The sequence below is a fragment of the Saccharicrinis aurantiacus genome, assembly GCF_947489045.1.
Lineage (GTDB): Bacteria > Bacteroidota > Bacteroidia > Bacteroidales > Marinilabiliaceae > Saccharicrinis > Saccharicrinis aurantiacus.
On the sequence record NZ_CANLCN010000004.1, the window covers coordinates 100803 to 127734 of the forward strand.

The window sequence follows — 26932 nt, forward strand, 5'->3', positions numbered from 1 at the left end:
GCCAAGCTATTAGAAGATTATTCTGCCACCTAGCAAGTTGAGCTGCTCCCCTAGAGTTTTTTATCGCCCCCTAGGGTTTTGTACTGTCCCCTAGCGGGATGCAGCGGTTTTTTAGTTGACTAAATCCTTCTCCAAGATAGCCTTCAATACTTTATAATCGGTTTTGCCTGTTCCTAACACAGGTATTTCATCAATTGCAATTAGCTCTTTGAGTTTAGCAATGGGCGCTACTCCATTTTGTAGCAGGTAGGCATTGGCTTCGTTTAAATCGATATCATTTTTTGCAAACAAGGCAATGCGAGCGGGCTTAACTTTGTCGCTTCCTTCAACAGCTAAAACTTGTGCATCGTGGCTGCCGTATTTCTGTAATAATATTTTCTCTATAAAAGGCAGACTGATCATCTCCCCTGCTATTTTTATAAAGCGCTTTAACCTTCCGGTGATAAACAAGTAACCCTCCTCATCTATATAACCCAAATCGCCAGTTTTATAATAGCGCTCGCCATTTATTTCTTCAAAGGGCTTTAGTTCGGGCTGATTTAAATAGCCATCAAATACATTGGGGCCTTTGGCATAAATCATTCCTGCCTCGTTTGCTTTTAGTGGTTGATGCGTTTCTACATCAAGCACCAATCCGGTAACATCGGGCAAAAATTTGCCCACACTATTCAGCTTTTGTTTGCTCTGCGGATTAATAGTTAGCACTGGCGCACACTCGGTAATTCCATAACCTTCGAGTATAATACCATTTTGCGTGAGGGCTTCAAACTGAAGTTTTAAACTTTCGGGCATGGCCTCGGCTCCCGACACGGCATATTGCACCGATTTAAATTCGTATGCCGATCCTTCGGATAATAATAGTTTTAAAAAGCTTGGTGTGCCCACCAAAATATTGGCTTTAACATGCTTCATTATTCGCAATACCTCCCTTGAGTCTGTAGGGTTAGGCGTATAAGCCACTTTTGCTCCTGTTAAGAGGGGCAAAATACTCAATACTGAAAATCCGAAACTATGAAATGGCGGTAAAAACGATAGAAAACTTTGATTGTTATCGAGATTTATAATTTTAAACACACTGGCCAAATCACTTACAATATTACGGTGCGTTAACGGAACTGCCTTGGGTAAGGCATCGCTACCCGAAGTGAATAAAATAACCGCTTCATCGGGTATGCGCTTTGCCGATATAAATACTCCAGGAAAGGTAGCTTTTAAGGCTCCTTTTAATTTAGTGATCGTGCTTAATTCGGGTACTTTTTTCTCAAGCAGGATAATCTTATCCTTTAAATCATCAGGCAACTGCTCTTCTATTTTACTAATAAAAGCACCTGCCGATAATATGGTTTTTACGCCTGCCGTATCAATACAATGTTGTAGTATTTTTTTGCCTACTGTCCAGTTAAGCATTACCGGAATTTTACCGGCCAAATAACAAGCTGCAATAAGCATTGTGGTACTTTGCAAAGCAGGTAGCATTATGCCCACATGCTGCTCTTTTACTTCCTTTTTTAATAATTCAGATACCACACAGGCTTTTAAAAAGAAGGTCTTTTTATCTGTTGAACCCAACATGGCATCGTAACAAAACGGATCTTTTTTATGGGTGGTAAACGATTTAATAAACTGTTGTAATATATTCTGATCTTCATTAATCGCCAATCTCTTAACCTCACTTACATTGTGGTACAATTTGGTGGGCTTTAAATCCGTATCGGTTTTAAACTGTCCCATGGCCACCAAGCATAAATCACTTACCGTTTTTACCTCAATAATTTGAGGAGGCGAAAAACTCTCAAACTCATTTTCAATGGCATCAATAATTTCCACAATATTTAAGGAGTCGGCGCCTAAATCTATTTGAAGAAAGTCACTTTTCTTAATCTCAGTAAGCCCTTCTAATATCTGATGCAATATGTACTGTACTTTTTTAAATACTTCGTCGGGGATATCGTGCTTACCGCTTACCATCTCTTGCTTGGCAAACTTTACCGAGCCTACAATGGTATCGGGCAATTGCTTTTTAAGCCTAGGAGCCAAGCAATGATACTTCACGTACTTTACCTGTTCTTCGCCATTTTGGTTATAAACGCTTTCTAGGTATTCATTAAAGGCTTTTTTATCTAATTTACTCTTTGCCTTAGCCTCTTTTGTAACATCAATAATCTCAATACTGACTTTACGCCTTGGTAAAAAGAACAACAAACTAGCCAATAGCAAACCCAAACACTTTAATAACATGCTACCAAAAGAGGGCGATTTACCAGTCCATGCCTTCGACCAACGACTACCCCATAAACCCGATATGCGAACTGCTAATACTTGTGCATCATTGGGCATATTGCCAATTACCTTAAAAGCACTTTGTTTATTTAAAATACGCTCGTACCCTTGTCCGGCTAACTGTCCGGCAGGATAGAGAACCACATTATTATTTAAATCTAAACTCTTATTGATGCCATCGGTAATTTGATCGAGCACCTTTGTATTTCTGCTGCCCGATTCTAAATCGCTCACTCGCACAGCTCCCCAAGTTTTAAATATTGACTTTACCACCGGCATATCGTAATACGACGAGGTAACCACCGGCACTGCCGAGGTATATTTGTATAAATTGGCAAACAAAATAACGGGGTCCATTATAGCCTGATGATTGGGCAATATAACCCTTGCTGTTCTCCCTTTTAGTAAGGATGCATTTTTAACGCTTACTCGGTAACGCGCACTTAGGATAAAACGAACCAATACAGAAAATAACTGAGCAAACTTTATAACTATAGGATGATGTTGTTTCATAACCAATATTAAAATTTACGATTGTTTTGATTTCATGGCGCCTGGTATTCTTATCCAAGCTGCCAGTGTTGCTATTAAGGTTATTATGGCCACTGCCGCAAAAACGCCTATTGAACTTGCTGCGGTTTCTACAACGCCAAAAATACCTGCCGATAACAAAATAAATGTGAATAACATTAGGTTATTATAGGCCAATATTAAACCTAACATTCGTCCTTTTACCCTATCCTGTATAAAGGCATTTAGCGGAATTTTAAAAACTCCGGCAAAAAAAGCCGTGAGTATAATTAGTATGGTAAAAAGTGTGGTAGAAGGGTTCAATACAAATATCAGGGATACGCAAATGAGCATACCCAAACCTCCAATGGGAACCAAGTACATCTTGATGCCTTTGTTCATAATCACGCCAGTGAGATAACACCCTAAACCTATTCCAATTGCTACCGAAGCCATTATAGAACTTGTTGCGGTATCTGATAACTCTAATACATTACGACAATGCACTGTAATATTCATCTGCAACAATGAACCTATGGCCCAAAATGTAGCCAGAGACATAATTACCACATTTAAACCTTTTACTTGCTTGCTCCATTTGTAAGAACGCACCAAAAATATAATCGGATTTAACGAAGTATCGTCTTCCTCTTCGGGTGTGCTCTCTTGAGGATGAATTTTTAAACTCAACAACCATCCTATTACAGCAAAGCCAATTAAAGCACTACAAACTATTGGTAATTGATAAGCGCCCAAACTTTCGCTCTTGCTAATATCTGAAGAAACACCGGCTACATAAGTTCCAATTAAAACACCCATAAAAGTGAGCATTTCCATGGCGCCCGTTCCGTACGATATTCCTTCTTTACCCCCAATATCGCGTATGATACCGTACTTTGCAGGTGAAAATAAGGCACTTTGCAGTCCCATTAAAAATATGGCAAACATGGTTACGATAATGCTTTCAAAAATAAAACCCGCCGAGGCAATTACCATAATAGGAATTTCAGCCAGCTTGGCACGTTGTATTATTTTGGCTTTTGAATAATCGCGCGCCAACTTACCTGCAATGGGCGAAAACAATATATACGGAATTACAAATAGTGCCGAGGCCAACATAATAACAATCGACTCACTATCTTTCATTATCCATGTGGTACTGATGAAAAACACCAAGTACTTGAGATAATTATCGTTTAGAACTCCTAAAAAATTGGTAATAAATAAAGGGAGCCAAAATGTTTTTCTTGTTTTCATAACCTTCTATTTTATACACTCCCCAATAACTTTTTTAATGGGGAGCTTTGCAAATATATGCGATTTATGGGGTTGACATAACGAATCCTACTTTTTGTTTATTCTATTACATCGCTGTCAGCATCCTCACTGTTAACTGCAATATTGCGCGATTGTTTATTGAACCATTGATTATTGATATAGGCAATACCCAAAGTAAGCACTCCTATTAACATTAAAAATAGCATCTTACTAATATTGGCTTCGCCAGATAAGTCCCAGAAAAACACTTTTACTGAGGTTGCTATAATTACAATGGATCCCATTATTCTGTAAGCAATTTCTTTAGTATACGATCCCCAAAGAAAAATAAATAGTGCATAAACAATGTAGGTGCACGATAATACTATGGCTTTACTTAGCGATGCAATATCGTAGGCCAACCATAAATTGTTAATCTGAACCGCAAACAATCCGCCCACAATTACATTAGAAATAATTGCCAAAATTACACTCAAGCTTTTATCCTTCGCTTGCTCCTTTTTGCTGATGTAAAATCCGAAGGCTGCCAACAGCATCCACGTAAGTGCACCTGCATTTAAAAATGGTAGGTATTTAATGCCAAATAATTCTACCCATTGCACATCCCATGCATTGCTAACCCAATACGCAATTAATAAAAACCAAGCTCCGTAACTTACCTTTACTAAGGACTTAGTTTTGGTGTAAATGGCCACAGTATAAGTAGCTACAGTAATTAATAACCAAAGTAGTGTGGCTATTACATATTCTAATCCCTGAAAACCAAAGGGCTTTATGTTTGAGGCAGACATGGCAAATAGTATTAAACTAAAACCCACGTATAAAGCCGATGGAAATATTCGTTTTTCAGTTAAATAAAATATAACAGCAGCAACCAATAAAAATGTGAAACCCACAACCATTAATGGCACCGTGAACGAAATACTAAAACTGTCTAAAATATAGATGGACCAGAATATAAATAACATGGCGTTAATTAGGCTTAGATATAAATTCCAACCACTAAAACAATCCTTTTCGCGGTACGATGCATAAATAGAACCCACCATATAACTCACAAATAAAGTTGCTGCGTAAAAAAATGGGCGCATCCAAAAATCAGGATCAAAACAGATGTAATAACTGGTATAAATGGCTACCGTTAATACAAATGACATGGCGCGTAACTCGGGCCACTTTTTTGAGATACTCATATAAAGCGCACCTACATTTAAAATAAACACATAGGCAAACAACAATAAATCGTTATTGGCTTGAGCCTTCATAAATATTGGCGATAACAAGCCGCCCATCATACTTATAAACATTAAGCCCCTTAAGTTATAGTAGTAGCTTACATATGTGGTTGATACGGTTAATGCCAATATTGAAATAAAGGTAATATTGTAGGGCCAGTGAATGCCATCGGCAAAAGCCACATAGGAGAAGGTGGCATAAATAGCACTCATACCTGTACCCGATAAAATCTGACTTAGGTATAAGTTCTTTTTATGATAAAAGTGATAGCCAAAAAACAAGAGTGTTGTTCCCATTGCAAAGCCTGCTAAAATTCTAATTTCTGGCGGAAACCATCCATTATCGAAGGCCATTTTTAAGAAATAAGCGAATGATGAGAATAAGAACAAAATTCCCAGTGCTGTAATCCAGTGTTTCTTAATTAACTCGTTCATAATATTAAAATTTCGGTTTTGAATGTTTATTATTTCGATACAAACATACACTGTAATCAAGGCTAAGCACAAACCAACTTTACCAAATAACAGACTTTTAAAACAAACCCCAATAACCTAAATTATTATACTATATTTGGGATATACATATATCAAAACAGACTTTTAAAAACACACAAATGGATGCATTAACTTCAATAATTAAAGCTTTTAGCAAATCCGATGTTATTGAATTTAGTTCATTTATCAATAGGCAAAAGCGCAAAGAAAATCGGAAGGATCTGGAGTTATTTCTCCTGCTTCATAAGAATGCAGCACTACAGCAAAACGAAATTGTACCGCTCTTATACGAAACCAAAAATGTTGTAGCCTACCATGCCCTCAGAAAGAAATTGCTCAAACACTTGAGTGATTTCATCCTGTTTAAACAGTTACGCGAAGATGATACTGCAGAAACTCAAGTAACTGCATACATTAGTTTAACACGATATTTAAAAGAACATGGCATCTACAACTTGGCCTGGAAATACCTAAAGAAGGCAGAGCAAATGGCTGTTTCTTCTGAGTTATTCTCCTTAGCCAATCAAATCATGCGCTTGTTTTTAGAAATTCCTTTGCATGAGGTTAAGCAAGACATTGCACCTATTTTAGAGCGTAAAGAGAGATACTTAAACCTGGCCATTGAGGACGACAAAATTGATACTGCTTATAAGATTATTCAATACTACCTCCGTAAATCAAAATCATCGGTGCACACACCCGATATGCAAAGTATTATCGACGATACTTTAAATCAATATAATTTAAATGAGGCCCTGGCTCAACGTCCGTCTGTGGTATACCGCTTGCTTTCTATCACTCGAAGTGCAGCTACCTCAAGCAAGGATTACTACAGTTTTGAACCCATATTGCTAAAATATTATTCTAAAATTATTGTTTCAGATAAACCTACTGAGCGAGATAAGATATACTTGGCGCGCATACAATATATGATTGCACACACCTTGTTTAGAAACAAACAGTTTAAACAAGCCACAGAATATGTGCATATATTAAAGGAGCAAATGCAATTGTTGGTAAAAACGGAATACACAAAGCTTTTACCAAAAGTTACGCAATTGCAATGCGCGCTTTTATTCTTCACAGGTAAAATAGATGATGCAATTGATACTATTAGCCTTACCAGCGATATTAAATTCCAGCCAAATGAAACGCTAAACCTTAAGCTGAACAAAGCCATATACTTATTATTTAAGAAGAACTTTAAAGAAGCCATCAAAGTACTGTCGTCAATAGCACATAGCAATGCCTGGTGTGCCAAAGTTGCCGGTATTGAATGGGTAATTAAGAAGGATATTTTGGATATTTTCATTCAGTTTGAACTGGGTAACTTCGACATAGCTTCCAATAGAATTAGAGCGCTTCTAAGACGTAAAGAGTGGTTTGGTAATCTCCCGCAACTCGATAGAGTGAAAGTGTTTTTACAGCTACTTAGTAAAGTTGTTGAAGAGCCAAATATTGCTGAAACAAGCGCCTTTTATGATACCGTGGAAAACAGTTTTAACTGGATTCCCATTGAGCAAGAAGATTTACATGCATCGGTATACTATGCTTGGCTAAAGGCAAAAATTATGAATGATGATGCTTATGAGGTTTTGCTTCATTTAATATCAATTGAAAATGAGTAAACTTTTGACGCCTCGTCATAATAAAGTATAATCCAATAAACATCATGGTTACCATAAAAGAGTGCTTGCAATGAAACCATGCCTGATATATTTCGTTTGAGATAAAATATCATTTATGATCAACAATTCCTTAATCTAATAAAATATGAAACCCATAGCAGATATACATTGCCACCCTACCCTACACCAATTTACTTTTTATAATGTTGGCAAAAAACGCAAAGAAGATTTATGGTGGGATAATCCTCCGAAGGATAGACAACGCAACAGTGAGTTTCCTGAGTTTTTTCAGTGCAATATGCCCGCTTTGGCCAAGGGCAATGTTAAACTTGTGGTGGCAGCTCTTTATCCAATTGAACAAAATTGGTTCGATCCGGCAGTCATTGGCACAGGTTCATTAACTGATGTATTGGCCAAACAATTTGTGGTGCATTTACCCACCAGATATATTAATAAGGTTCAAGATCCCAAGTTTAATTATTTTGAGTACCTGCAAAAAGAATTCAAGTTTCTTGAGAAAGACCAAGGCATAGAGAAAGAATCATTACCCGGATGGAAGTACGTGTTACCAAACACTGGCAATAAGGTAGAAAAAGCCTTGAGCGATGACAAAACAATTGTAATGATTCCGAGCATTGAAGGGGCACATTCATTAATATCTGGTAACAACCATCAAATATTAAATGGAGCTATTAATATGACTGAGGTTATTGCCAATGTTGAGAAACTAAAAAGCTGGTCGGCACATCCACTGTACATCACATTTGCGCATCACTTCTACAACGGATTTTGTGGCCAATGCAAGAGTATTCCGGGCATTGCGGCTAAAGTATTATCGCAACAAGTGGGTTTAAACGAACCAATAAACGATAATGGCATGCAATTGATTGATGCTTTATTGGGTATCAATAATTATGCACACCACACAAAACGTATCTTAATAGATACCAAGCATATGAGTATTGCCTCGCGTTTGCAATACCATAAGAAAATAAGGCGTTATAACGAAAGTAATGAAGACACCATTCCGATTATTGCAAGCCATATGGGTTATGGTAGTCATAAAACCATGAGTGACTCTATCCTTATTCCGGATAATGTTTCAAATAAATATGACAACTCAAGTAATTTTAACCCTTGGAGTATCAATTTATCTGATCAGGAGATTGTTGAAATTTATCAATCAAAAGGGATTATCGGGCTCAACTTAGATCAAAGAGTATTATCTGGTAACGATAGAATTGAAGAGGAGAAAGAACTATTCAGCAATAAAGATATTAAAAAGAACACCGAGGAAGTAAAGCAATTCTGGACTGAACGTGTAGCCGATAATATTTTAGGAATAATTGGAGCCATTGTTGATTCAGACCTTCTTAGTGAAGATGAAAAAAACAATGCATGGACTGTATTAAGCTTAGGAACCGATTTTGATGGTATGATTAACCCTTTAGATAGTTTTATTACAAGCGATGAGTTCCCTAGTTTAAGAGAATGCCTGATTAAATACATGCCCCAAATGAAGAAGTTTAAAAGGCTTTCTATGGGAAAACCAGTTGAAGAATTGGTGGATCTGATTTTATCGGACAACGCATATAATTTTATAATAAAAAATTATTAAAACGTAATTACACTATATCAGGCTGTTATTATCCAATCAACAGCCTGATTATTTGATATTGTAATTGTTGTTTAATTCTTTAAAAAACAACTCCTCTTTTTTAAGGTGATTTCTTATCACGTTTAAAAACGTTGGCCCAACATAAATGATAAAATTGGACGGCATTTATCATTACAAGCCGGATAAAATTCTTTATGCTTTCTATCCTCCGATTTGGTTGACTTCCCCCACCAAAATTCTGCAATTGCCAAAGATTTCATCTCATGTTCAAATGCATATTGCAACAATTTTGGAGCTGCGCACTCACCCGCACCCGCAGCAGGGTTCCTACCGTCATACTCAGTAAAAATATCACAAAGATTTTTCACTGTCCCTTCCCTATTTTCAAACTTATAGTTATCGAATAACTGTTTCTGTAAACTAACGGAATTCCGCCTACGCACTTCCTTCAAACGTTTTGCTTCAGTTAATGATTCTTTTGATCCTTCCTCTTTTAATGCCTTAATACGCACGCCTATTTCAGTAAGAGCGGTCATCCCTTTATTAATAAAGAAATCATCTGATGACACATCAAATACAGAAGGAACAAATATTTTAGGATGTGGATCATCTTGAATTTTACCTGAAAACGTAGCCAAAAAACCTAGCTCTCCTTGTTTAGATTGAACTACTAAAACACCAAACATTTTACCTTTAACAAGGTTGTTTTTGTGCTCGCTAAAACCAAAGTTATGTTTCCACTTTAATTGATTCTTCAACAAATAATCTTTCAATTGCTCTGCTGCTATCTTGCAAACTTCAGGAGTAATTAATGCAAAGGGGTTATTTAATTCTGATGGTATTAATTCAGAATCGATACTACCAGTAAAAGGAATAAAACACTGCTCACTCATAGAGTGCAAATATAAATGAAAGTTGATTCTGGAAGAAATGTAGTTTATAGAATTACTTATTAATAATATCTATCCAAACAAAAAGTTCTCTAAAAACAGTTTTACGAACCTCTAAGGCCGAAAGAAATAAATCATGCATTCCACCTTTTATTCCAATTAAAGTAACACTGTTCCCTAAACTTGGCCCAATCCGAATCATATCATTAACATTTAGCACCGTATCTGCCTGCTTTACTTTTTCAGTATAACTTTTCGGTTCAAACGACTCATTTGAGTGGAGTAATAATACCGGCACCTGGATGTTCGATTTACGCAAAGCATTTTGAGCATTAACAATGGCTCTATACCATTTTAGGTAAGTACTAAATCCACTAATTGGTTTCCAATCTAAATTAAAATCCCATTCTCCATAAAAATCCTTATGCACGCTTTTGGCATAAATAGGCGATAATACACCTTCAATTTTAGCATTCGGTTTAAACAAGGTTATCACCTTTGATGCTTTATACGATAATTTGGTTTGAAAAGATGGATGCGTCATATCTAAAAATGGAGAATTCAATATGAGTCCTGATATCTTATCTTTTAAGGTACCATTATTCATATAAGAAGCCGTTAACAAACCACCTGTTGAGTGCCCCAAAAGATATACCGAAGCGCTTTGTTTACTGATTAAGTCAATTGCCAAATCCAACTCTTCATAATATTCTTCAATATTCTCGCAATAATTAGGCGTTTGATGTGGTAATAAAGACCTTCCATACTTACGCAAATCTAATGCGTAAAAGTCAAATTCATTCTTATGGAATTCTTCGCAAAGATGGGGATGAAAAAAGTAATCTACATAGCCATGAATATATAGTACTGACTTACGCTTACCTACATTAAATTTTGAACTTAAGAGAACAGCAATAACCTCTCCTTCGTTATCAGCCTTCAATTTAAGTACTTCTTTCGAAAATTTAGCTTCCCATTCCATCCTGTTAGATATTAACATCTCAATATTACTTAAACAATAAATATCCAAATTAGATCACGCATTACTAAATAGCCTAATTGATTATCTTTTTATAAGTAATCAAATATAATAAGAATAATGCCTTTCAATTATAATGAATTTCTCGAAACCTACTATAGTAAAACAAATCACTCTTTGTAATAATTCATCCATCATAAACTACACTAGATTACAGTAGAAAGCTAAAAGGAGAAGGTCATATTTCCGTTTGAAATTCAAAGGTTATTAATATAATATTCCAACGTTTGGAAAATATGAATCTAGGCCCTATACGAAAATAGAAAACTCTGCCTTACAAGAGTATCTGTGATAGAAATAAGCCTTACGCTTTCACTTTATTCTCCTTTTGGTAATACTTACATAAATCTTGCAAGCCACATTTGGCGCACTTAGGTGTACGGGCCAAACACACATATCTGCCATGAAGTATTAACCAATGGTGTGCAATGGCCAATAATTCTTCTGGGAAGAATTTCACCAATTGTTTTTCTGTATCAAGGGGAGTTTTTGAGTTTGTTGTTAAACCAATTCGCGCTGACACCCTAAACACATGCGTATCTACTGCCATAGCTGGTTTATCGAAAATAACACTTGTTACCACATTGGCGGTTTTACGGCCTACCCCAGGCATTTTTTGTAGATCCTTGATATCTTCAGGTACCACGTTTCCAAAATCGTTGTACAGCATTTTTGCCATACCAACCAAGTGCTTGCTTTTATTGTTTGGGTAACTTATCGATCGTATATAATCAAATACCTCAGCAGGCTCGGCCTCAGATAATTCTTTTGCCGAAGGATAACGTTTAAACAAATCTGGAGTAACCATATTTACACGCTTATCTGTGCATTGTGCCGATAGTATTACTGCTACTAACAACTCATATGGATTTGTATAATCAAGCTCAGTTTCTGCAATAGGCATGTTAATTTTAAACCATTCTATTACTTTATCAAAACGCTCCTTTTTAGTCATGTTATTTTTTTTAAGTAATTAGACCGAAGGTTGAAGGCTAAAGTGACTCTTTCTCTTCTGCCTTTAATCTTCTGTCTATATTATTACAAACTGGCTAACTTTAAGCCAATAAAAATTGTTCTTGGTCGAGATGGGCCATAAATATAACCACTATCTCTGTTTTTACCGGTGTCGAAATCGTTTTGGTATTGGTTAAAAATATTCTGAACACCACCAAATACCTCTATACTGATACCTTTTTCGAGCCAATCCCAATCGTACGATACTTTAATATTATTCTCAAAAAAGCTACTCGTTTTTACCAACTCATCCATTTCTGGGGTTCCAACATCACCCGGCACTCCATAATGAGGCACTAACATTGAACCTGTATAAACGCCCGACAAAGCAGCTTTAATTCCATTACGCGGAGTATAAGTTAAAGTATAATAACCGTATTGCTCGGGAGTTCTTAAGTAATCTGTAGTACCTGCGTAATCTTCGCTCCAAAAAACCTCCGAATCGTATTTACTAGTTTGTAATGTTAAACCTCCCTCTAGTTGAACTCTTCTATTGTAATTGGCTCTCAACTCAAATGTTCCTCCTTGAACTGTAGATCCATCACCATTTCTTTTTTCAAGAATGGAATTTCCATTGGAATCCGTACCTGCTTCCTCTAAAATAAAGGCATCATCTAAACGTGTATAAAATCCTTCAAGAGTAAATCCTAATATGAAATGCTCTGTTGGATAATCATAATTAACAGATGCCGATGTACTTTGAGAACGTTCTTCTTTCAGATTATCAGCTAAAACTACGCGCTGTATTCCTCCTCCTGCAAAGGCAATATGAAGGTCTGAGTCAAAAGCTTGTGGTGGTCTGAAACCCGTACTCCAACTGGCTCGCATTTGCCAGTTATTCTTTTTGTACAATCCAGAAACTCTAGGGCTCCAAATTAGGTTGTCAACCAAGTTATGCTGATCGCCACGAACTCCGGTTAGTAATGTAAACGACTTTGTTATTGCCCAATCACTTTGCAAATAAGCACCCGTATTATTAGTAGTTTGATCAACTAAATAATCATATGCATCAATCTCGTCCTTTACATCATCGTAATTATGCTCCATGCCGAAGGTTAAGTTGTTTTTTCCTCCTAAGAAATTAGAGAGCATATGATTCATTTGAATACCTCCAATATAGGTTTGATTAGCCGTTACGCCATAGGGCGGATTTTTAAAATGCTCGTCGTAAGCAGGCTGATCATCCTCATCGGGCATTATACCCGTATAATGATCTCTATCTGTATTCTGTCCTGCAAAAAAAGCAGCGAACGACGATAGATTATTATTAAAGTTAAAGCTATAATCTACTCCACCTATTAATACGTTGTGGGTTCTTTCTTCACTCTGATCGGCTAAAAATGCAGGCCCCTCCTCTTTATTCCCGCCATAGCGGTACTCGTACATTGAAGAAAGGTTGTATTCTATTTTATGATTAGGTGCTGGAAGAATAAATCCATTTAAACCAAACGAATTATTTTTAAGATGAGCCATCTCGCTATAGCCATCATCATTATGATCATATGAATCACGATTACGATGGGTTGCAAAAATGCTTAAACCTGCATTCCTCCTATCTGTTACAACACTAGCATTGGCCGTAATTTGTCTATCGGCAGCAGAACCATTTATTACACCATAATTAGTTGATGCTGAAAAAGTATTTTTATTAGGCACTTTCGTGATAACGTTTACAGTACCTCCAATTGCTCCTGCTCCATAAAGTGCCGAAGCGCCTCCTCGAACAACTTCGATTCGCTCAATCATATTGGCCGGAATTTGCTCTAAACCATACAATCCGGTTAATGGACTAAAAACGGGTCGGCTATTAATTAGTATTTGAGAATAGCCTCCGCCCAAACCGTTCATACGAAGCTGTGTATAATTACAAGTTTGGCAATCGGTTTCTAATCGCAAACCGGGCTGAAAAGATAAACCTTCTGATAAGGTAGAAGCCTGAATTAACTCCAAGGTTTTCCCTTCAAGCACATTTACAATTACTGGAGACTCTGTTTTGCGTTTAAAGGTTTTTGTACCTGTAATTACTACATCGTCAATTGTCATTACCTCCTCAACCAATTCAAAATTTAATTCAATGGCTTTTCCGGCCTCTATATTTACTTTCTTCTCAACAGGTTTAAAGCCCATAATATTGGCCACAATGGTTTGATCGCCTAATGGCAAATCAATTAACATATAGTGACCCGACATATCCGTTGCTGTTCCCTTGGTGGTACCTTTAACATATACACTTACCATGGGAAGATGATCTCCGTTTGACTGAACATCACCAAATATATTGGCATCTGTTTTTTGAGCACTTATACTAAAGCATAGGCTCAAGAAAACAATTGAGAGTTTAAAAACTTTATTCATAATTTTAGGTGTGAGATCTCTTATAAAAACAATAATAAACTTAAGGCCATAACAGCCATTCCGGCAACCAAACCATATATCGATAAATGATGTTCGCCATATTTTTGAGCGGCTGGCAATAACTCATCCAAACTAATAAATACCATTATACCGGCAACACCAGCAAAAATAATCCCGAACATGGCAGGAGTTAAAAACGGCATTAAGATGAGATAACCTACAATGGCACCAATTGGTTCGGCTAAACCCGATAAAAAACTCAATTTAAATGCTTTCTTTTTACTTCCTGTAGCAAAATATATAGGTACCGAAACTGCAATTCCTTCCGGAATATTGTGGATAGCTATGGCAACGGCAATGGCTATACCTAAATTAGGATCAGTTAAGGCTGCCGTAAAAGTTGCTAAACCTTCAGGAAAATTATGGATACCAATAGCCAATGCGGTAAACATACCCATGCGCATTAAATGCCTTTTCTTATTTGGAGAAGCATCATTCATATCCTCAATACTTTCCATTTCATGAGGATTTTCAGCCGATGGAATAAACTTATCTATCAACGCAATTAATAAAATACCTCCAAAAAATGCAGCCACGGTCACCCAAGTTCCCATAACCTCATCGTATTGTTCAATTAAACTATCCTTGGCTTTTTCTAAAATTTCAACAAATGAAACATAAATCATTACCCCTGCCGAAAAACCGAGGGAAATGGATAAAAACTTGGTATTGGTTTGTTTGGCAAAAAAAGCCATGGCACTTCCGATACCGGTGGCTAAACCTGCAAACAAGGTTAAACCAAATGCCATTAATAGGTTTGAAAATTCAATTTCTTCTATATTCATAATTAGGTGTTTCTTTATTTCTTAGTACATATCATTCGCCTTTGTATGGGTAAGGGAATGGCAAATCTTTTTTCATTTTTTTCAACTTCTATAGATTCATCAAGTTTAAAACACTTCGTAATTTTTAGCGTTTGGTGAGGCTCTATATCGTAATGCGTAAAAAAGTCATTTAAATCGCCCGAACCATAAATTAATCTTAGAACAGTGCATTCATCGCCTTCGCTTAACTCATTTAGTCTAAGGGCATTTTCGTGCACTTTTACCGTTCCATCATCTTTTGGTATGGGGTCGCCATGCGGATCAAAATCAGGACATCCAAGGAATTCATCAATACACTTGGTGAGCTTATCGGATGTTTGATGCTCAAGCAACTCTGCTTCCTGGTGAACTTCTTTTAAATCTAAATCCAATACTTTGTGTAAAAACAACTCCCATAAGCGATGCCTTCTAAGCACACGTATGGCCACCTTTTCACCTTCCTTGGTTAATACCATTGCCTTATAAGGAGCATAATCTATATAACCTTTTGCAGCTAGCTTCTTGGCCATATCTGTTACGGCAGGAGTAGAAATTGACAAACGTTCAGACATATTGGTTGCCGATGTTTTTTTCTTCTCATCATACCTTAAGGTATAGAGCGTTTTAAGAAAGTTTTCTACAGATACTGAATTCATAACTTCATTTTACTTCAACACAAAGTTAAGTATACTTATCTTTTACACCAAAGTCTTTATAGATTAATTATAAATAGTTGGCAAAATATTTTATTTTTGCTGTATAAAACATGGGTTTTAAACACTCACCATAAGATGATATCATTAACTATGCGATTTATTAAAATCATTTTCTTCATATACGTATTCTTAATAAGCACCAACTTATTATCTCAATCAAACACCTACAACACTTCTATCCCAAATAAAGGAGAAGGCTTAAATGCCTTTTTAATTCGAAATAATTTAAATCCGACAGAGCATAAAGCTGAATTTATAGAGCTAAATAAAAAGAACTTAGGCAAAAAAAACTCACTCAGAAAAGATGTAGCTTATAATTTACCCAATACAGAAAAGTGGATTGAAGAACCACTATTTGGTAAAGATCGTTCTAAATTTAAATTAGACTCAAACATACTGAAAGGCACTGTATTTCATTTAGTGAGCGGACATGGAGGGCCAGACCCTGGTGCACTTGGAAAGTATGGCGATAAAACATTAGCTGAAGATGAATATGCCTATGATATTACCTTACGTCTGGCTAAGCGCTTGATGGAGAATGGCGCGAAAGTGAATATGATTATTCAAGATGAAAATGATGGCATACGTGATGAATCATTCTTAAAAATGAGCGATGATGAAACCTGTATGGGAGCCACTATTCCTCTTGATCAGATGAAACGATTAAAGCAACGCACTGAAGCGGTAAACAAATTATATGCGCAAAACAAGCCTGCCTATCAAAGATGTGTAGTTATACATGTTGACTCAAGAAGTACTGGAAAATCAATAGATGTATTTTTTTACCATGCACCCAAAAGCAAGTCGGGCAAAAAGGCAGCAGAAGAAATAAGAAGCGTATTTAATACTAAATACAATAAACATCAACCTTCAAGAGGATATTCTGGAGTTGTTAAAGATCGCAACCTTTATGTGTTAAGAAAAACAATTCCGACAGCAGTATTTGTTGAATTAGGAAACATCCGTAACTTCAGCGATCAGCAGAGGTTTATTTTGCAAGATAACAGACAAGCATTGGCCAACTGGATGTACGAAGGCCTTTTAAATGATTTTAAAAAACATAAATAAGCATTAAATATATGAAACCAACTTTATTAGTATTAGCAGCAGGAATGGGAAGTCGCTATGGTGGCTTAAAACAACTTGATACATTAGGACCAAATGGTGAGTCAATTATCGATTATTCAATTTATGATGCTATTGAGGCAGGTTTCTCAAAAGTAGTATTTGTAATCAGAGAATCTTTCGCTGATCAGTTTAAAGATCGTTTTGAGCCACATTTAAAGGGTAAAATAGAAACTGAATATGTGTATCAAGAATTAGATAAATTACCTGAAGGTTACAGCATACCTGAAGGACGCGAAAAACCTTGGGGTACAGGACATGCTATGCTAATGGCTAAAGATGCTATCAAAGGTCCTTTCGCTATTATTAATGCAGATGACTTTTACGGTAGAGAAGCTTATCAAACAGCTGTTGATTTTGCCAACAATAGTGTGGTTGAGAATGAATATGCTATGATTGGATACGCCCTAGACAATACACTTTCTGAACACGGCACCGTTTCAAGAGGGGTTTGTGATACCGATGCGCAGGATAATTTGGTAAACATTGTTGAGCGCACCAAAATTGGCTACTTAAACAATAAAGTAGTTTTTTACGAAGGTGAAGAAACTACTGAACTTACAGGTAAGGAACCAGTATCGATGAATTTCTGGGTTTTTAAGGCTAACTTTTTTGAAGCCTTGGAAAAAGGTTTTGTTGATTTCTTAAAAGAAAAAGGAACCGAATTAAAATCAGAATTCTACTTTAATGCTTTAGTTGATACAATGATTAAAGAAGACAAAGCCACTACAAAAGTTCTTTCAAGTGATGCCAAATGGTTTGGGGTTACGTATCAAGAGGACAAACCTATTGTTCAAGAAAGTCTTCAAAAGCTTATTGATGCAGGCATTTACCCTAGTAACTTGTGGGAGTAAAAATAGTTTGTTAAATTATAAAAGGCTCCTACTACAGGAGCCTTTATTGTTTCACTTTAACTGATAAGATATGACATTGCCTAGCAAAGTATTACAATTTTGCCCCAAATGTGGGTCTAACAAATTCGTTGCACAAGATGAAAAATCGTTCAAATGCGATGATTGCCAGTTTCATTTCTTTGTGAATAGTGCTGCAGCAGTGGCGGCAATTATCGAGAACAGCAAAGGTGAAGTGATGCTAACCGTGAGGGCTTTTGCACCTAACAAAGGTATGCTTGATTTGCCAGGCGGTTTTGTTGATCCTAACGAAGGATTAGAGCATGCATTGAAACGAGAGCTGCATGAAGAACTAAATATGGAAGTAGATTCGCTAAAATATATTGACTCATTTCCTAATCAGTATGTATTCTCTGAATATACTGTATTTACTACCGATGTAGGTTTTCATTGCCAAGTAAGCGGATGGAATAAAATGCACATACAAGATGACATAAGCGATATCAATTTTGTAAGTAAAGAAACAATCAATTGGGATTCAATAGCTTCTACCTCAATTAAAAATATTATTCGAAGTTATTGGGGACTTCCTACTGAATAACTATTTATCACAAACGCCTACATTATCTTTATAAATTGATTAATAAATCCGCTTTTTTTAGCAATTTTGTAATCGAATTATTTTAACACCATAAAACCATTGGAACATAATGAATCCGCAAGCACAAGAATTAAACGAAATTTTATTATCTCAAAACTCAGTTGTATTTGATTTACTGTCAGAAAAAGGAAAAAACATATTCTTCCCAAAAAAAGGAATCCTAGGACAATCTGCTGAAGCTAAAGGAACTCGTATTAATGCTACTATTGGTGCTGCCATTGAAGATGATGGAAGTCCGATGCGTTTAGAGTCTATTGCCGAAAAAATAAACTTGTCTCCAAATGCTGCATTTCCTTATGCACCAAGTTTTGGTCGCCCTGATTTAAGAGCGAAATGGCAAGAAATGATTTATGATAAAAATCCAAAACTTAAAGGTCAGAAATTAAGTTCTCCTGTTGTAACCAGTGCATTGACTCATGGTATTAGCATGGCGGGATACCTATTCTTAAACGAAGGAGAAGAAGTTATTGTACCAAACCTATTTTGGGGTAACTACAACCTTGCCTTAACCAATGCCTACGGAGCACAACTAAAGAAATTTAACATCTTTAAAAATGGTGGTTTTGATGTGGAAGCATTGAAAGCAACATTAATGGAGCCAGGAGAGAAAAAAGTTTTAATCTTAAACTTTCCGAATAATCCAACAGGTTACACGCCTACTTTTGAAGAAATGGAAGCTATTGCAGCTGTTATTAAAGAAGCTGCTGAAGCAGGCAAAAAGATTGTTGCCATAACTGACGATGCTTATTTCGGATTAGTATTTGAAGATGGTATTGCCAAAGAATCGATTTTCGCTTATTTATCAGATCTTCACGAGAATGTATTGGCCCTAAAAATTGACGGTGCTACTAAAGAAGATTATGTTTGGGGATTTCGTGTTGGTTTTATTACCTATGCCATAAAAGGTGGAACTACAGAGCTATACCAGGCTTTAGAGAATAAAACTGGTGGAGCCGTTCGTGGTAATATATCAAACTCATCAAACTTAAGCCAATCCTTGTTATTACAAGCTTTTGAATCGAGTGATTACGCGGAGCAGAAACAAGCTAAGTTTGAAATTATGCAAACCCGATATACGGCCATTAAGGAAGTATTAAAAGATGATAAGTATAGCGATTACTTTACTGCACTTCCGTATAATTCAGGCTACTTTATGTGCGTTCAGTTAAAAGAGGGATTAGATGGCGAAGCCATTAGAGATATCCTAATCAATAAATATAGCATTGGTATTATTAATTTAAATAATGTATTCAGAGTTGCTTTTTCTGCAATGGCAGCAGGCGATGCTAAAGAATTATTTGAAGGTATTTATAATGCTTGTAAAGATTTTGAAAATCAATAATCCTGAGATTATCGATCGCAATATAATAGAGCTGTCTCATTTGAGACGGCTTTTTTTATACGTTTATTTTAGAGGCTGGCCCAAATCCGAGCTAAGGAACTTCCGGGGGCATCAATTTTTAAATCTAAGAAATACCCAAATGGAGTTTGAGCTACAGAATAATCAGCATTCTCTAATCGAGTTTGAGCAGCATCAAATAACTCTTTAGTAAATGATGCACTTGCTTTTGATTCTGACAAATGAGCAAATGAATGCAATACAATATTTTTTGTATTATTCTTTCTAGAAGTCCATTTAATATGATTCACTAGCTTCTTCTCTCTGCTCTTTAAATCTTTTTCCTCATCACTTTCTTCCACCTGAATAAATGCCAATATCGAATCCTCAAAGCTTTCCCCAGAGTTTGGTTCTGGGGCATCTTCTAGGTTCTTTTCTTTTGGCTGATAACTAAAGGAGTTTACATACAATACTAAAACTTTCATAGGCTATCTTAATAGAGTGCGCAATTTAGTATTATACATTTTAAAATAAGAGTAAGCTCAGAGTGTAAGTGTAAATTAATGTTAAAATTGGAAATAATTATCTGTAGGGGTTGACATCGATATATTAAGGTTGTAATTTGCTCGTAGTTAAAAAAAGCTCTCCATAGTCCCCAATATAGGAACATTCAAAATGTGTGTGAGGTTTAGGTTAGTTTTTTAGAATGTTTCTTGTGCCTGTCTACTCTCTCAGACAGGCTTCTTTTTTTAACTTATAAAAAAAGAAGCCAATCGAAATGTCGATTGGCTTTTTTGATTTCTATAGTTTAGGAATCTATTATACATTAAATCTAAAATGCATAATATCTCCATCCTGAACGATATATTCTTTTCCTTCAATATTCATTTTACCAGCTTCTTTACAAGCAAGCTCCGATTTTAACTCAACGTAATCAGAATATTTGATTACCTCAGCTCTAATGAATCCTTTTTCAAAATCAGTATGAATTACACCTGCAGCTTGCGGCGCTGTTGCTCCTTTATTGTAGGTCCAAGCTCTAACTTCTTTAACACCTGCAGTAAAATAAGTTTCTAAGTCAAGTAGGTTGTAAGCTGAACGAATTAATTTAGCTACACCAGATTCTTTTAAACCTAAATCTTCTAAAAACTCCTGACGCTCTTCAAAAGTATCTAATTCAGCAATATCAGCTTCTGTTTGGGCTGCAATTACTAAAACTTCTGCATCCTCATCGGCCACAGCTGCCTTAACTGCCTCAACGTGTGCATTTCCATCAACAACTGAATTCTCGTCAACATTACAAACGTACATTACTGGCTTGTTAGTAAGTAACCAAAGTTCGTTAGCCACTTTCTCCTGTGCCTCTGTTAACTCAACAGTACGTGCTGATTTCCCTTGCTCTAGAGCTTCTTTGTATAATGTTAAAACTTCAACCAATCGCTTTAATTCAGGATCTTTAGATGCAGTAGCAGCTTTTGCATTTTTAGCCAAACGTGCTTCTACAGTCTCTAAATCTTTAATTTGAAGCTCTAGATCAATTACTTCTTTATCTCTTACCGGATTAATAGAGCCATCAACGTGAGTGATATTATCATCATCAAAACAACGTAAAACGTGAATAATAGCATCGGTCTCCCTAATGTTAGAAAGGAATTTATTTCCTAAACCTTCTCCCTTACTCGCTCCTTTAACCAAACCTGCAATATCAACAATCTCAACTGTTGCTGGTAAAACACGCTCTGGTTTCACTAATTCCTCAAGTTTAATTAACCTGTTATCTGGTACGGTAATTACACCTACATTCGGTTCAATTGTACAGAATGGGAAGTTTGCCGACTGCGCTTTTGCGTTTGATAAACAATTAAATAAGGTTGATTTTCCCACATTTGGTAAACCAACAATTCCACATTGTAATGCCATAATAATTTTATATCAGTATCTTATATTCTTTCTAAAATCGCTGCAAAAGTACACTAATAGTTTAGAAAGTTCAAAAGTTATACTGATTTTACTTACTTCTTACTAATGTTTAAAGTGCAAATAGATAAGGAGATCATCATTAACTTGGGTCTAATTGTCAAAATTCTGTTGATTCATCTTTCTGTTTATGGTAAATTACGAACTAATGCAGCAATTAATTGTTTTGTTTTAAGAAAATAAGCCATAAAGCCCTTTTACCCTATAGAGTCGCTAAAAAGTTAAATGATAGTAAAATACCTCTTTATATGAAAAAAGAAATCGCACTCATCATAGCCATAATCATAACAACATCTGTGTATTCACAAGAAAGACTATTTAAGGTTAACTCGTCTGACTCAATACAAGGTGAGCCCCGCATTAGCGCATGGTTTGGAGCTAATATGAAAATGAATGGCTACTACAATATAAAAGGTGGTCTTCAGGAGTATGACACCTTTAACCTTGGAAACATTGATGTTAATGGTAATGATGACCGACAAAACATTGGAGTAGATTTATACCAAACACAGATCCGTTTAGACGCTGCTTATATGCACCCAGAGCTTGGTAAGATTAGAGCACATGTAGAATGGGATTTTTGGGGTGGTAATGGGCAAATGCGACTCAGAAAAGCTTATGTAATGACCAATCATTGGCAAATTGGACAAGATTGGGAAAACTTTGGAGATCAGAATGTGTGGCCCAATGTTCTTGATTTTGATGGGCCTCCATCGGGTGTATGGGCACGTTTGCCATTTCTGAAATATTTTAACGATTTTAAAAATAAAAAATGGAAATATGAATTGGCTTTACAGGCTCCGCTCGTAAACTATAACGAATACCCAAACATTAGCCCATCCATAGAAAGCACCTATCAAAACTTACCTGAAGGTGTTGCTGCCGTTAAGTATGTGGGCAACTGGGGCCACATAAGACTTTCAACAATATTTAGAGGAATTAACTACCTCGAAGACCAAGAGGAGAAAAGAATATTAGGCTACGGGGCTTCCTTGTCATCCATGATTGGAAATTTTGGTGAATCGAACTTTCAGTTTCAATATGCGATAGGTGAAGGAATATCAGCCTACTTGGTTTCTCACGGAGGAAGTGGTTTTGATGCTTATCCTAAAACAAGTGGATTTGAGCCAATACCCTCTCAAGGTGGATGGGCTGCTTATGAATATTACCTTACGCCCAAACTACATTTTAATGGAGTAATAGGGTTTACTAAATTTCAGATTACTGATGTTACTGAATTTGAAGTTTCAGACCCCGAAAATAGCGCCATCAGTGTAACTGATGGTAATGCTACAGCAATGCATAATTATTATTTGATAAATGTATTATGGGATCCATACCCAAATTTCACCATTGGAGTTGAGTTTGACTTTGGTACCAAACGAATACAAACTGATGGGTTTGAAGATGGAGTAGCATTTAGTAATGATGATGCGCGTGATGCCTCAAGAGTAAGTTTTGGGTTTATGTATAACTTTTAATTGCTCTTAGCTTTTATTCTGTTATTTCAATATAGTTACCTTCAGGGTCGAGGATAATGCTTTCGTAATATCCATCGCCAGTTAAACGTGGCTCACCTTGTATAACAAAACCCTCACGACGAAGAACCTCGGTTAAATCATCCACCTTATCAACGCTACCAACTGAAATAGCCAAATGCGCAATACCATTGCTCATGCCTTTAGGTAAAGCATTTTTATACACATCGTTTTGATGCATTATTTCAATACGTGCACCTTCGGGATACGATAAAAAATAAGAACTAAATCCCCTTCTGGTATTCTCATACTTAGCTCCGCATTCCATATTAAAGAATCGTGTATAGAATCGTCTCATTCCTTCAAGATCGTTTACCCAAATTGCTATATGATCAATTTTCATAGACATCTACTATTTGTTATCATGAGATTAAATATAAAACAATCCGTTCTAATCTGCTAAAATTTGATCCATAACCCATGCAGTATGAGCCCCTTCTACCCCATTGCAGGGATGCATTCCCAAATCCGATAACTGATCTCTCATTGCTTCTACATGATATTGCTGAATATGTTTAGGATGTGCAATTTCATTTATTTCAGTATGCGCATCTGTAATTAATTGAAATGGCTTAAGCTGAAATATTGAGAATTCAATTCTACCTTTACTCCCATAAATAGTAACTTCATCCTGTGCTTCCTTACTTCCAAAACACCAAGTGCCAGAACCCACAACACCATTAGGATGCAACCAAGATGCCGCTATATTATCTTTAGCACTATAAAAATTATATTTATTAATCGCAATTCCGTTTGCTGCGGTAATGTTGCCAAGTATGTAATTAAAGAAATCTAATCCATGACTGGCTAGATCATCAAAATAGCCACCAGGAGCTATCTGCGCATCTGTGCGCCAATTATAAGCTCCGCTTAAATCAGTGGCATTGGCAGGCTTACTAAACACCCATGAAATATGATTAGGTTCTCCAATCAAGCCTTTATCAATCCACTCCTTAACTTTTAAAAACCTTGGTAATGTTCTGCGGTAGTAGGCTACAAACAAGGGGAGCTTTTTATCTGCAAAGGCTTTGGTGATTAACACACAATCGTTATATGATGGAGCCATTGGCTTTTCAATGCAGCAAATTTTACCCGCTTCAGCCACTTTTAAGGCATATAGCTTATGCGAATCGGGTGGCGTAGCAATATAAACCGCATCCACCTCAGCGTCATTTATCAAATCATCGGCATTGGTATAATACTTGGGAATCTTATGTCGTTTTGCATAGTCTGCGACTTTTGCCGGATTCCTTCGCATTACCGCCGAAATTGAAAAACCTTTGGTTTGCTGGTAGGCTGGTCCGCTTTTTACTTCAGTAACATCGCCACAGCCAATAATACCCCATCTAATTACTTTGCTCATATCTATTTACTTTAACTGCTTCCCTAGTTTTTCAACTTTTAAAAGGTAGTTTTTAATCTTTTCAGGATTTGAGGTTTTAATTGGCGCAAAAGAAGTAATCTTTACTGGTTTAATTCCGCAAAACTCCAACACCCCTTTTTTCATGGCATTATGGCCAGGACTACGGTATATTAACTTGTAATACCACTTTGGCGTATCCATAGTAACTATTAAACGGGCCGTTTTGCCTTTAAGTAGCTTGTCCCAAAATACAGAATTATCGCGATAAGCAAAGGCGAATTTTGGCAAGAATACTCTATCTATAAATCCCTTAAGCAAAGCTGGCTGAGTTCCCCACCACGTAGGATATACAAATACCAGATGATCCGCTGCTGAAATCTTTTTTTGAATGGCCAATAGGTCTGGCTCAAGCTCAGTTCGTTTTCTGTAGCCATAGCGTAAAATAGGATCGAAATCGAGATTAACCAGGTGAATTAGTTCGCAATTTGCACGCGCATGGTCAGCGCCCGTTTTATAGCTTTTCGCAAATTGATAACACAGGCTTTCTTTATCAGGATGACCATTGATGATTAGGATGTTTTTCATAACAATTAATTACAATAAGTTGAAAATAATATAAAACTATATCTTAGCCATAAAGCCTTGCTTTTATTATCATCTAGAAATTATAGGTTTAGCAAAGACTAATACAATAATATATTCTAAATATTAGCATTAAAAAAAGGTATAGGATACTGATTGACACAGCAATCAATTTAAAATAAAAAGGGTTCGATAAAATATTTCGAACCCTTTATTAAATCACAATTCTTTATTTTAAAACCGATAAGAAATCGAGAGTCTAGCTGACGAATTAGAGAAACCATAACTCCATTGAGTAAGGGTTAAGTTACTTTCGTAGAAACTATCGTATCCGTCAAATTCTTTTGATGATTCTTTTACTGTATTGTAAGAAAGGAAAGGCAATAACTCAGCCCCTAGAACCAAGCTATTATTAATTACATAATTAAAACCAAATACAAGTTGTAAACCAGGACCATAAGTCTTTCTTTGATCGTATTGTAAAGTTTCTTCTTTATTATCTTCGTAATACGATTCCTTTTCATAGTTATCATATCTGTATGTAAGATCTAAACCATAACGCATCTCAAATCTTTCTGCAATAGATTTCCTATACTCACGTCCAAGCGATAAGTTAAATCCTGAAGAATTTAATGTTGATTTGTAATCAGAGAAGTCATCATCCTTAGTATTACTTTTGTTACCATTTAGCAACAAAGAATTAAAACGCCACATAGCTTTTTCATTCCCTAATTTGTACGTTAACCCAAAATTATCAAAATCGCTAAAAAGTAGACCTACCTCTTGTTGTTTGGTTTGCGCTGTAGCATTAACATATAATACACATACTACAAATAATAGAATTATATTTTTCATTTCGTATTTAATATTTATTGGCAATAGTATTTAGCAAGTACTATTTCTCCAAGTTAAAGTCAATTGATTTAAAAACGGTAAGCTAACGTTAGTAAAATAGAAGAGGTAGATAAACCGTAAGATAGGGTTGTATTCACATAAGAAGATTTAGTCTCCTCATAATCAAACTCATTACCTGATTCACTTTTTCCTATACGATATACCAAATACGGGTTAATATTTACACCTAATAATATATTTGATGCAAAAACATAATTAAAACCAAATACAAAATTAACACCCATAATATTATGAATGTTTTTAGATACCCACTTTTCATCCGTATTCAAAGAGTTGTTACGTATATCTTTTGAATTGCCGTATGTATAACGTAGATCTGCACCATACCTCATTTCAAAATCCTCAGTTATTAATACCCGATACTCTCTACCAAATGCAAACCCAATACTATAACTATCACTAGTTTGGTAATTTACCTTATCAATAATTTCATTAGTATTATAATCGTAGTATTCGTAAGGGCCATATTCTGAATCCATATTAAACCCGTTACCATAAATAGTCTTTATACGCCAAAGGGCTTTAGAGGATCCAAATTTATAGCTTAATCCAAAATTCTCAAAACTGGATGTTACGACACCAATTTCTTTTTGTTTTTCTTGAGCGAACACCCCTATAGATAAGGCAAGGCATAAGAAAACAAAATATTTTTTTTTCATT

23 protein-coding genes are annotated in these 26932 nt (G+C 36.0%); 7 read left to right on the plus strand and 16 right to left on the minus strand.

The genetic code is table 11. The features are described from left to right. Positions 1-111 precede the first annotated feature (111 nt). From QMO11_RS06460 to QMO11_RS06470, 3 genes are all read right to left on the minus strand, one after another. On the minus strand, positions 112-2793 hold the full coding sequence (locus QMO11_RS06460; RefSeq protein ID WP_282036544.1) for an AMP-binding protein: 2682 nt from the start codon (positions 2791-2793) through the stop codon (positions 112-114). Between the two features lie 15 nt (positions 2794-2808). Continuing rightward, on the minus strand, positions 2809-4047 hold the full coding sequence (locus QMO11_RS06465; protein ID WP_282036545.1) for an MFS transporter: 1239 nt from the start codon (positions 4045-4047) through the stop codon (positions 2809-2811). Between the two features lie 98 nt (positions 4048-4145). Further along, on the minus strand, positions 4146-5738 hold the full coding sequence (locus QMO11_RS06470; RefSeq protein WP_282036546.1) for a DUF2339 domain-containing protein: 1593 nt from the start codon (positions 5736-5738) through the stop codon (positions 4146-4148). A gap of 179 nt (positions 5739-5917) precedes the next feature. Here QMO11_RS06470 and QMO11_RS06475 point away from each other — a divergent pair, with 179 nt between their 5' ends. After that, complete coding sequence (locus tag QMO11_RS06475; RefSeq protein ID WP_282036547.1) at positions 5918-7426, plus strand: hypothetical protein; 1509 nt, start codon at positions 5918-5920, stop codon at positions 7424-7426. A gap of 145 nt (positions 7427-7571) precedes the next feature. Beyond that, the gene (locus QMO11_RS06480; RefSeq protein ID WP_282036548.1) at positions 7572-9044 is read left to right on the plus strand and encodes an amidohydrolase family protein; all 1473 of its coding nucleotides are present in this window, start codon (positions 7572-7574) and stop codon (positions 9042-9044) included. A 122-nt stretch (positions 9045-9166) separates the two neighbouring features. Here the strand turns inward: QMO11_RS06480 and QMO11_RS06485 are convergent, their stop codons facing one another. The 6 genes from QMO11_RS06485 to QMO11_RS06510 form a co-directional block, all read right to left on the minus strand. Further along, positions 9167-9937: a hypothetical protein gene (locus tag QMO11_RS06485; RefSeq protein WP_282036549.1), complete on the minus strand. Its 771-nt coding sequence runs from the start codon at positions 9935-9937 to the stop codon at positions 9167-9169. Positions 9938-9989: 52 nt separating this feature from the next. Then, positions 9990-10934, minus strand: coding sequence for an alpha/beta hydrolase (locus QMO11_RS06490; protein ID WP_282036550.1), 945 nt, complete (start codon positions 10932-10934; stop codon positions 9990-9992). A gap of 343 nt (positions 10935-11277) precedes the next feature. Then, on the minus strand, positions 11278-11928 hold the full coding sequence (gene nth / locus QMO11_RS06495; RefSeq protein ID WP_068473444.1) for an endonuclease III: 651 nt from the start codon (positions 11926-11928) through the stop codon (positions 11278-11280). A gap of 83 nt (positions 11929-12011) precedes the next feature. Next, the gene (locus tag QMO11_RS06500) at positions 12012-14342 is read right to left on the minus strand and encodes a TonB-dependent receptor (RefSeq protein ID WP_282036551.1); all 2331 of its coding nucleotides are present in this window, start codon (positions 14340-14342) and stop codon (positions 12012-12014) included. A gap of 20 nt (positions 14343-14362) precedes the next feature. Beyond that, on the minus strand, positions 14363-15187 hold the full coding sequence (gene zupT, locus QMO11_RS06505; protein ID WP_068473438.1) for a zinc transporter ZupT: 825 nt from the start codon (positions 15185-15187) through the stop codon (positions 14363-14365). A 14-nt stretch (positions 15188-15201) separates the two neighbouring features. Then, positions 15202-15861: a metal-dependent transcriptional regulator gene (locus QMO11_RS06510; protein ID WP_282036552.1), complete on the minus strand. Its 660-nt coding sequence runs from the start codon at positions 15859-15861 to the stop codon at positions 15202-15204. A 135-nt stretch (positions 15862-15996) separates the two neighbouring features. Here QMO11_RS06510 and QMO11_RS06515 point away from each other — a divergent pair, with 135 nt between their 5' ends. The 4 genes from QMO11_RS06515 to QMO11_RS06530 all read left to right on the plus strand — a co-directional run bounded on the left by QMO11_RS06515 (position 15997) and on the right by QMO11_RS06530 (position 19900). Then, positions 15997-16989, plus strand: coding sequence for an N-acetylmuramoyl-L-alanine amidase family protein (locus tag QMO11_RS06515; RefSeq protein WP_282036553.1), 993 nt, complete (start codon positions 15997-15999; stop codon positions 16987-16989). 11 nt (positions 16990-17000) lie between these two features. Continuing rightward, positions 17001-17900, plus strand: a complete 900-nt coding sequence (locus QMO11_RS06520; RefSeq protein WP_282036554.1) for a nucleotidyltransferase family protein — start codon at positions 17001-17003, stop codon at positions 17898-17900. A gap of 70 nt (positions 17901-17970) precedes the next feature. After that, positions 17971-18498 carry an NUDIX hydrolase gene (locus tag QMO11_RS06525; protein WP_282036555.1) on the plus strand — a complete coding sequence of 176 codons (528 nt, stop codon included), beginning with the start codon at positions 17971-17973 and terminating at the stop codon, positions 18496-18498. A gap of 109 nt (positions 18499-18607) precedes the next feature. Beyond that, positions 18608-19900 (plus strand): aminotransferase class I/II-fold pyridoxal phosphate-dependent enzyme, encoded by a 1293-nt coding sequence (locus tag QMO11_RS06530; protein ID WP_282036556.1) that lies wholly within the window; start codon positions 18608-18610, stop codon positions 19898-19900. Between the two features lie 68 nt (positions 19901-19968). Here QMO11_RS06530 and QMO11_RS06535 read toward each other — a convergent pair whose 3' ends face one another. Next, positions 19969-20382 (minus strand): threonyl-tRNA synthetase editing domain-containing protein, encoded by a 414-nt coding sequence (locus QMO11_RS06535; protein WP_282036557.1) that lies wholly within the window; start codon positions 20380-20382, stop codon positions 19969-19971. A gap of 334 nt (positions 20383-20716) precedes the next feature. Then, complete coding sequence (gene ychF, locus QMO11_RS06540; protein WP_068473422.1) at positions 20717-21817, minus strand: redox-regulated ATPase YchF; 1101 nt, start codon at positions 21815-21817, stop codon at positions 20717-20719. Between the two features lie 305 nt (positions 21818-22122). Between ychF and QMO11_RS06545 the strand changes: the two genes are divergently transcribed. Beyond that, entirely contained in the window at positions 22123-23355 is a 1233-nt protein-coding gene (locus QMO11_RS06545; protein ID WP_282036558.1) for a hypothetical protein, read from the plus strand. Positions 23356-23368: 13 nt separating this feature from the next. Here the strand turns inward: QMO11_RS06545 and QMO11_RS06550 are convergent, their stop codons facing one another. The 5 genes from QMO11_RS06550 to QMO11_RS06570 all read right to left on the minus strand — a co-directional run bounded on the left by QMO11_RS06550 (position 23369) and on the right by QMO11_RS06570 (position 26931). Continuing rightward, positions 23369-23755 carry a VOC family protein gene (locus QMO11_RS06550; RefSeq protein ID WP_282036559.1) on the minus strand — a complete coding sequence of 129 codons (387 nt, stop codon included), beginning with the start codon at positions 23753-23755 and terminating at the stop codon, positions 23369-23371. Positions 23756-23803: 48 nt separating this feature from the next. Next, positions 23804-24775: a Gfo/Idh/MocA family protein gene (locus QMO11_RS06555; RefSeq protein WP_282036560.1), complete on the minus strand. Its 972-nt coding sequence runs from the start codon at positions 24773-24775 to the stop codon at positions 23804-23806. 6 nt (positions 24776-24781) lie between these two features. Continuing rightward, positions 24782-25360 (minus strand): NAD(P)H-dependent oxidoreductase, encoded by a 579-nt coding sequence (locus QMO11_RS06560; protein WP_282036561.1) that lies wholly within the window; start codon positions 25358-25360, stop codon positions 24782-24784. A gap of 231 nt (positions 25361-25591) precedes the next feature. Continuing rightward, positions 25592-26212, minus strand: coding sequence for a hypothetical protein (locus tag QMO11_RS06565; protein WP_282036562.1), 621 nt, complete (start codon positions 26210-26212; stop codon positions 25592-25594). A gap of 68 nt (positions 26213-26280) precedes the next feature. Next, positions 26281-26931, minus strand: coding sequence for a hypothetical protein (locus QMO11_RS06570; protein ID WP_282036563.1), 651 nt, complete (start codon positions 26929-26931; stop codon positions 26281-26283). Position 26932: the final 1 nt, after the last annotated feature.

Bases quoted from the DNA above. Each gene is read 5' to 3' on its own strand.
- QMO11_RS06570 (WP_282036563.1), bottom strand. From the start codon at position 26,931: ATGAAAAAAAAATATTTTGTTTTCTTATGCCTTGCCTTATCTATAGGG.
- QMO11_RS06525 (WP_282036555.1), top strand. From the start codon at position 17,971: ATGACATTGCCTAGCAAAGTATTACAATTTTGCCCCAAATGTGGGTCT.
- QMO11_RS06565 (WP_282036562.1), bottom strand. From the start codon at position 26,212: ATGAAAAATATAATTCTATTATTTGTAGTATGTGTATTATATGTTAAT.
- QMO11_RS06480 (WP_282036548.1), top strand. From the start codon at position 7,572: ATGAAACCCATAGCAGATATACATTGCCACCCTACCCTACACCAATTT.
- zupT (WP_068473438.1), bottom strand. From the start codon at position 15,187: ATGAATATAGAAGAAATTGAATTTTCAAACCTATTAATGGCATTTGGT.
- QMO11_RS06500 (WP_282036551.1), bottom strand. From the start codon at position 14,342: ATGAATAAAGTTTTTAAACTCTCAATTGTTTTCTTGAGCCTATGCTTT.
- QMO11_RS06560 (WP_282036561.1), bottom strand. From the start codon at position 25,360: ATGAAAAACATCCTAATCATCAATGGTCATCCTGATAAAGAAAGCCTG.
- QMO11_RS06510 (WP_282036552.1), bottom strand. From the start codon at position 15,861: ATGAATTCAGTATCTGTAGAAAACTTTCTTAAAACGCTCTATACCTTA.
- QMO11_RS06470 (WP_282036546.1), bottom strand. From the start codon at position 5,738: ATGAACGAGTTAATTAAGAAACACTGGATTACAGCACTGGGAATTTTG.
- QMO11_RS06530 (WP_282036556.1), top strand. From the start codon at position 18,608: ATGAATCCGCAAGCACAAGAATTAAACGAAATTTTATTATCTCAAAAC.
- QMO11_RS06465 (WP_282036545.1), bottom strand. From the start codon at position 4,047: ATGAAAACAAGAAAAACATTTTGGCTCCCTTTATTTATTACCAATTTT.
- QMO11_RS06535 (WP_282036557.1), bottom strand. From the start codon at position 20,382: ATGAAAGTTTTAGTATTGTATGTAAACTCCTTTAGTTATCAGCCAAAA.
- QMO11_RS06555 (WP_282036560.1), bottom strand. From the start codon at position 24,775: ATGAGCAAAGTAATTAGATGGGGTATTATTGGCTGTGGCGATGTTACT.
- ychF (WP_068473422.1), bottom strand. From the start codon at position 21,817: ATGGCATTACAATGTGGAATTGTTGGTTTACCAAATGTGGGAAAATCA.
- QMO11_RS06490 (WP_282036550.1), bottom strand. From the start codon at position 10,934: ATGTTAATATCTAACAGGATGGAATGGGAAGCTAAATTTTCGAAAGAA.
- QMO11_RS06460 (WP_282036544.1), bottom strand. From the start codon at position 2,793: ATGAAACAACATCATCCTATAGTTATAAAGTTTGCTCAGTTATTTTCT.
- QMO11_RS06515 (WP_282036553.1), top strand. From the start codon at position 15,997: ATGATATCATTAACTATGCGATTTATTAAAATCATTTTCTTCATATAC.
- QMO11_RS06550 (WP_282036559.1), bottom strand. From the start codon at position 23,755: ATGAAAATTGATCATATAGCAATTTGGGTAAACGATCTTGAAGGAATG.
- QMO11_RS06520 (WP_282036554.1), top strand. From the start codon at position 17,001: ATGAAACCAACTTTATTAGTATTAGCAGCAGGAATGGGAAGTCGCTAT.
- QMO11_RS06485 (WP_282036549.1), bottom strand. From the start codon at position 9,937: ATGAGTGAGCAGTGTTTTATTCCTTTTACTGGTAGTATCGATTCTGAA.
- QMO11_RS06475 (WP_282036547.1), top strand. From the start codon at position 5,918: ATGGATGCATTAACTTCAATAATTAAAGCTTTTAGCAAATCCGATGTT.
- QMO11_RS06545 (WP_282036558.1), top strand. From the start codon at position 22,123: ATGAAAAAAGAAATCGCACTCATCATAGCCATAATCATAACAACATCT.
- nth (WP_068473444.1), bottom strand. From the start codon at position 11,928: ATGACTAAAAAGGAGCGTTTTGATAAAGTAATAGAATGGTTTAAAATT.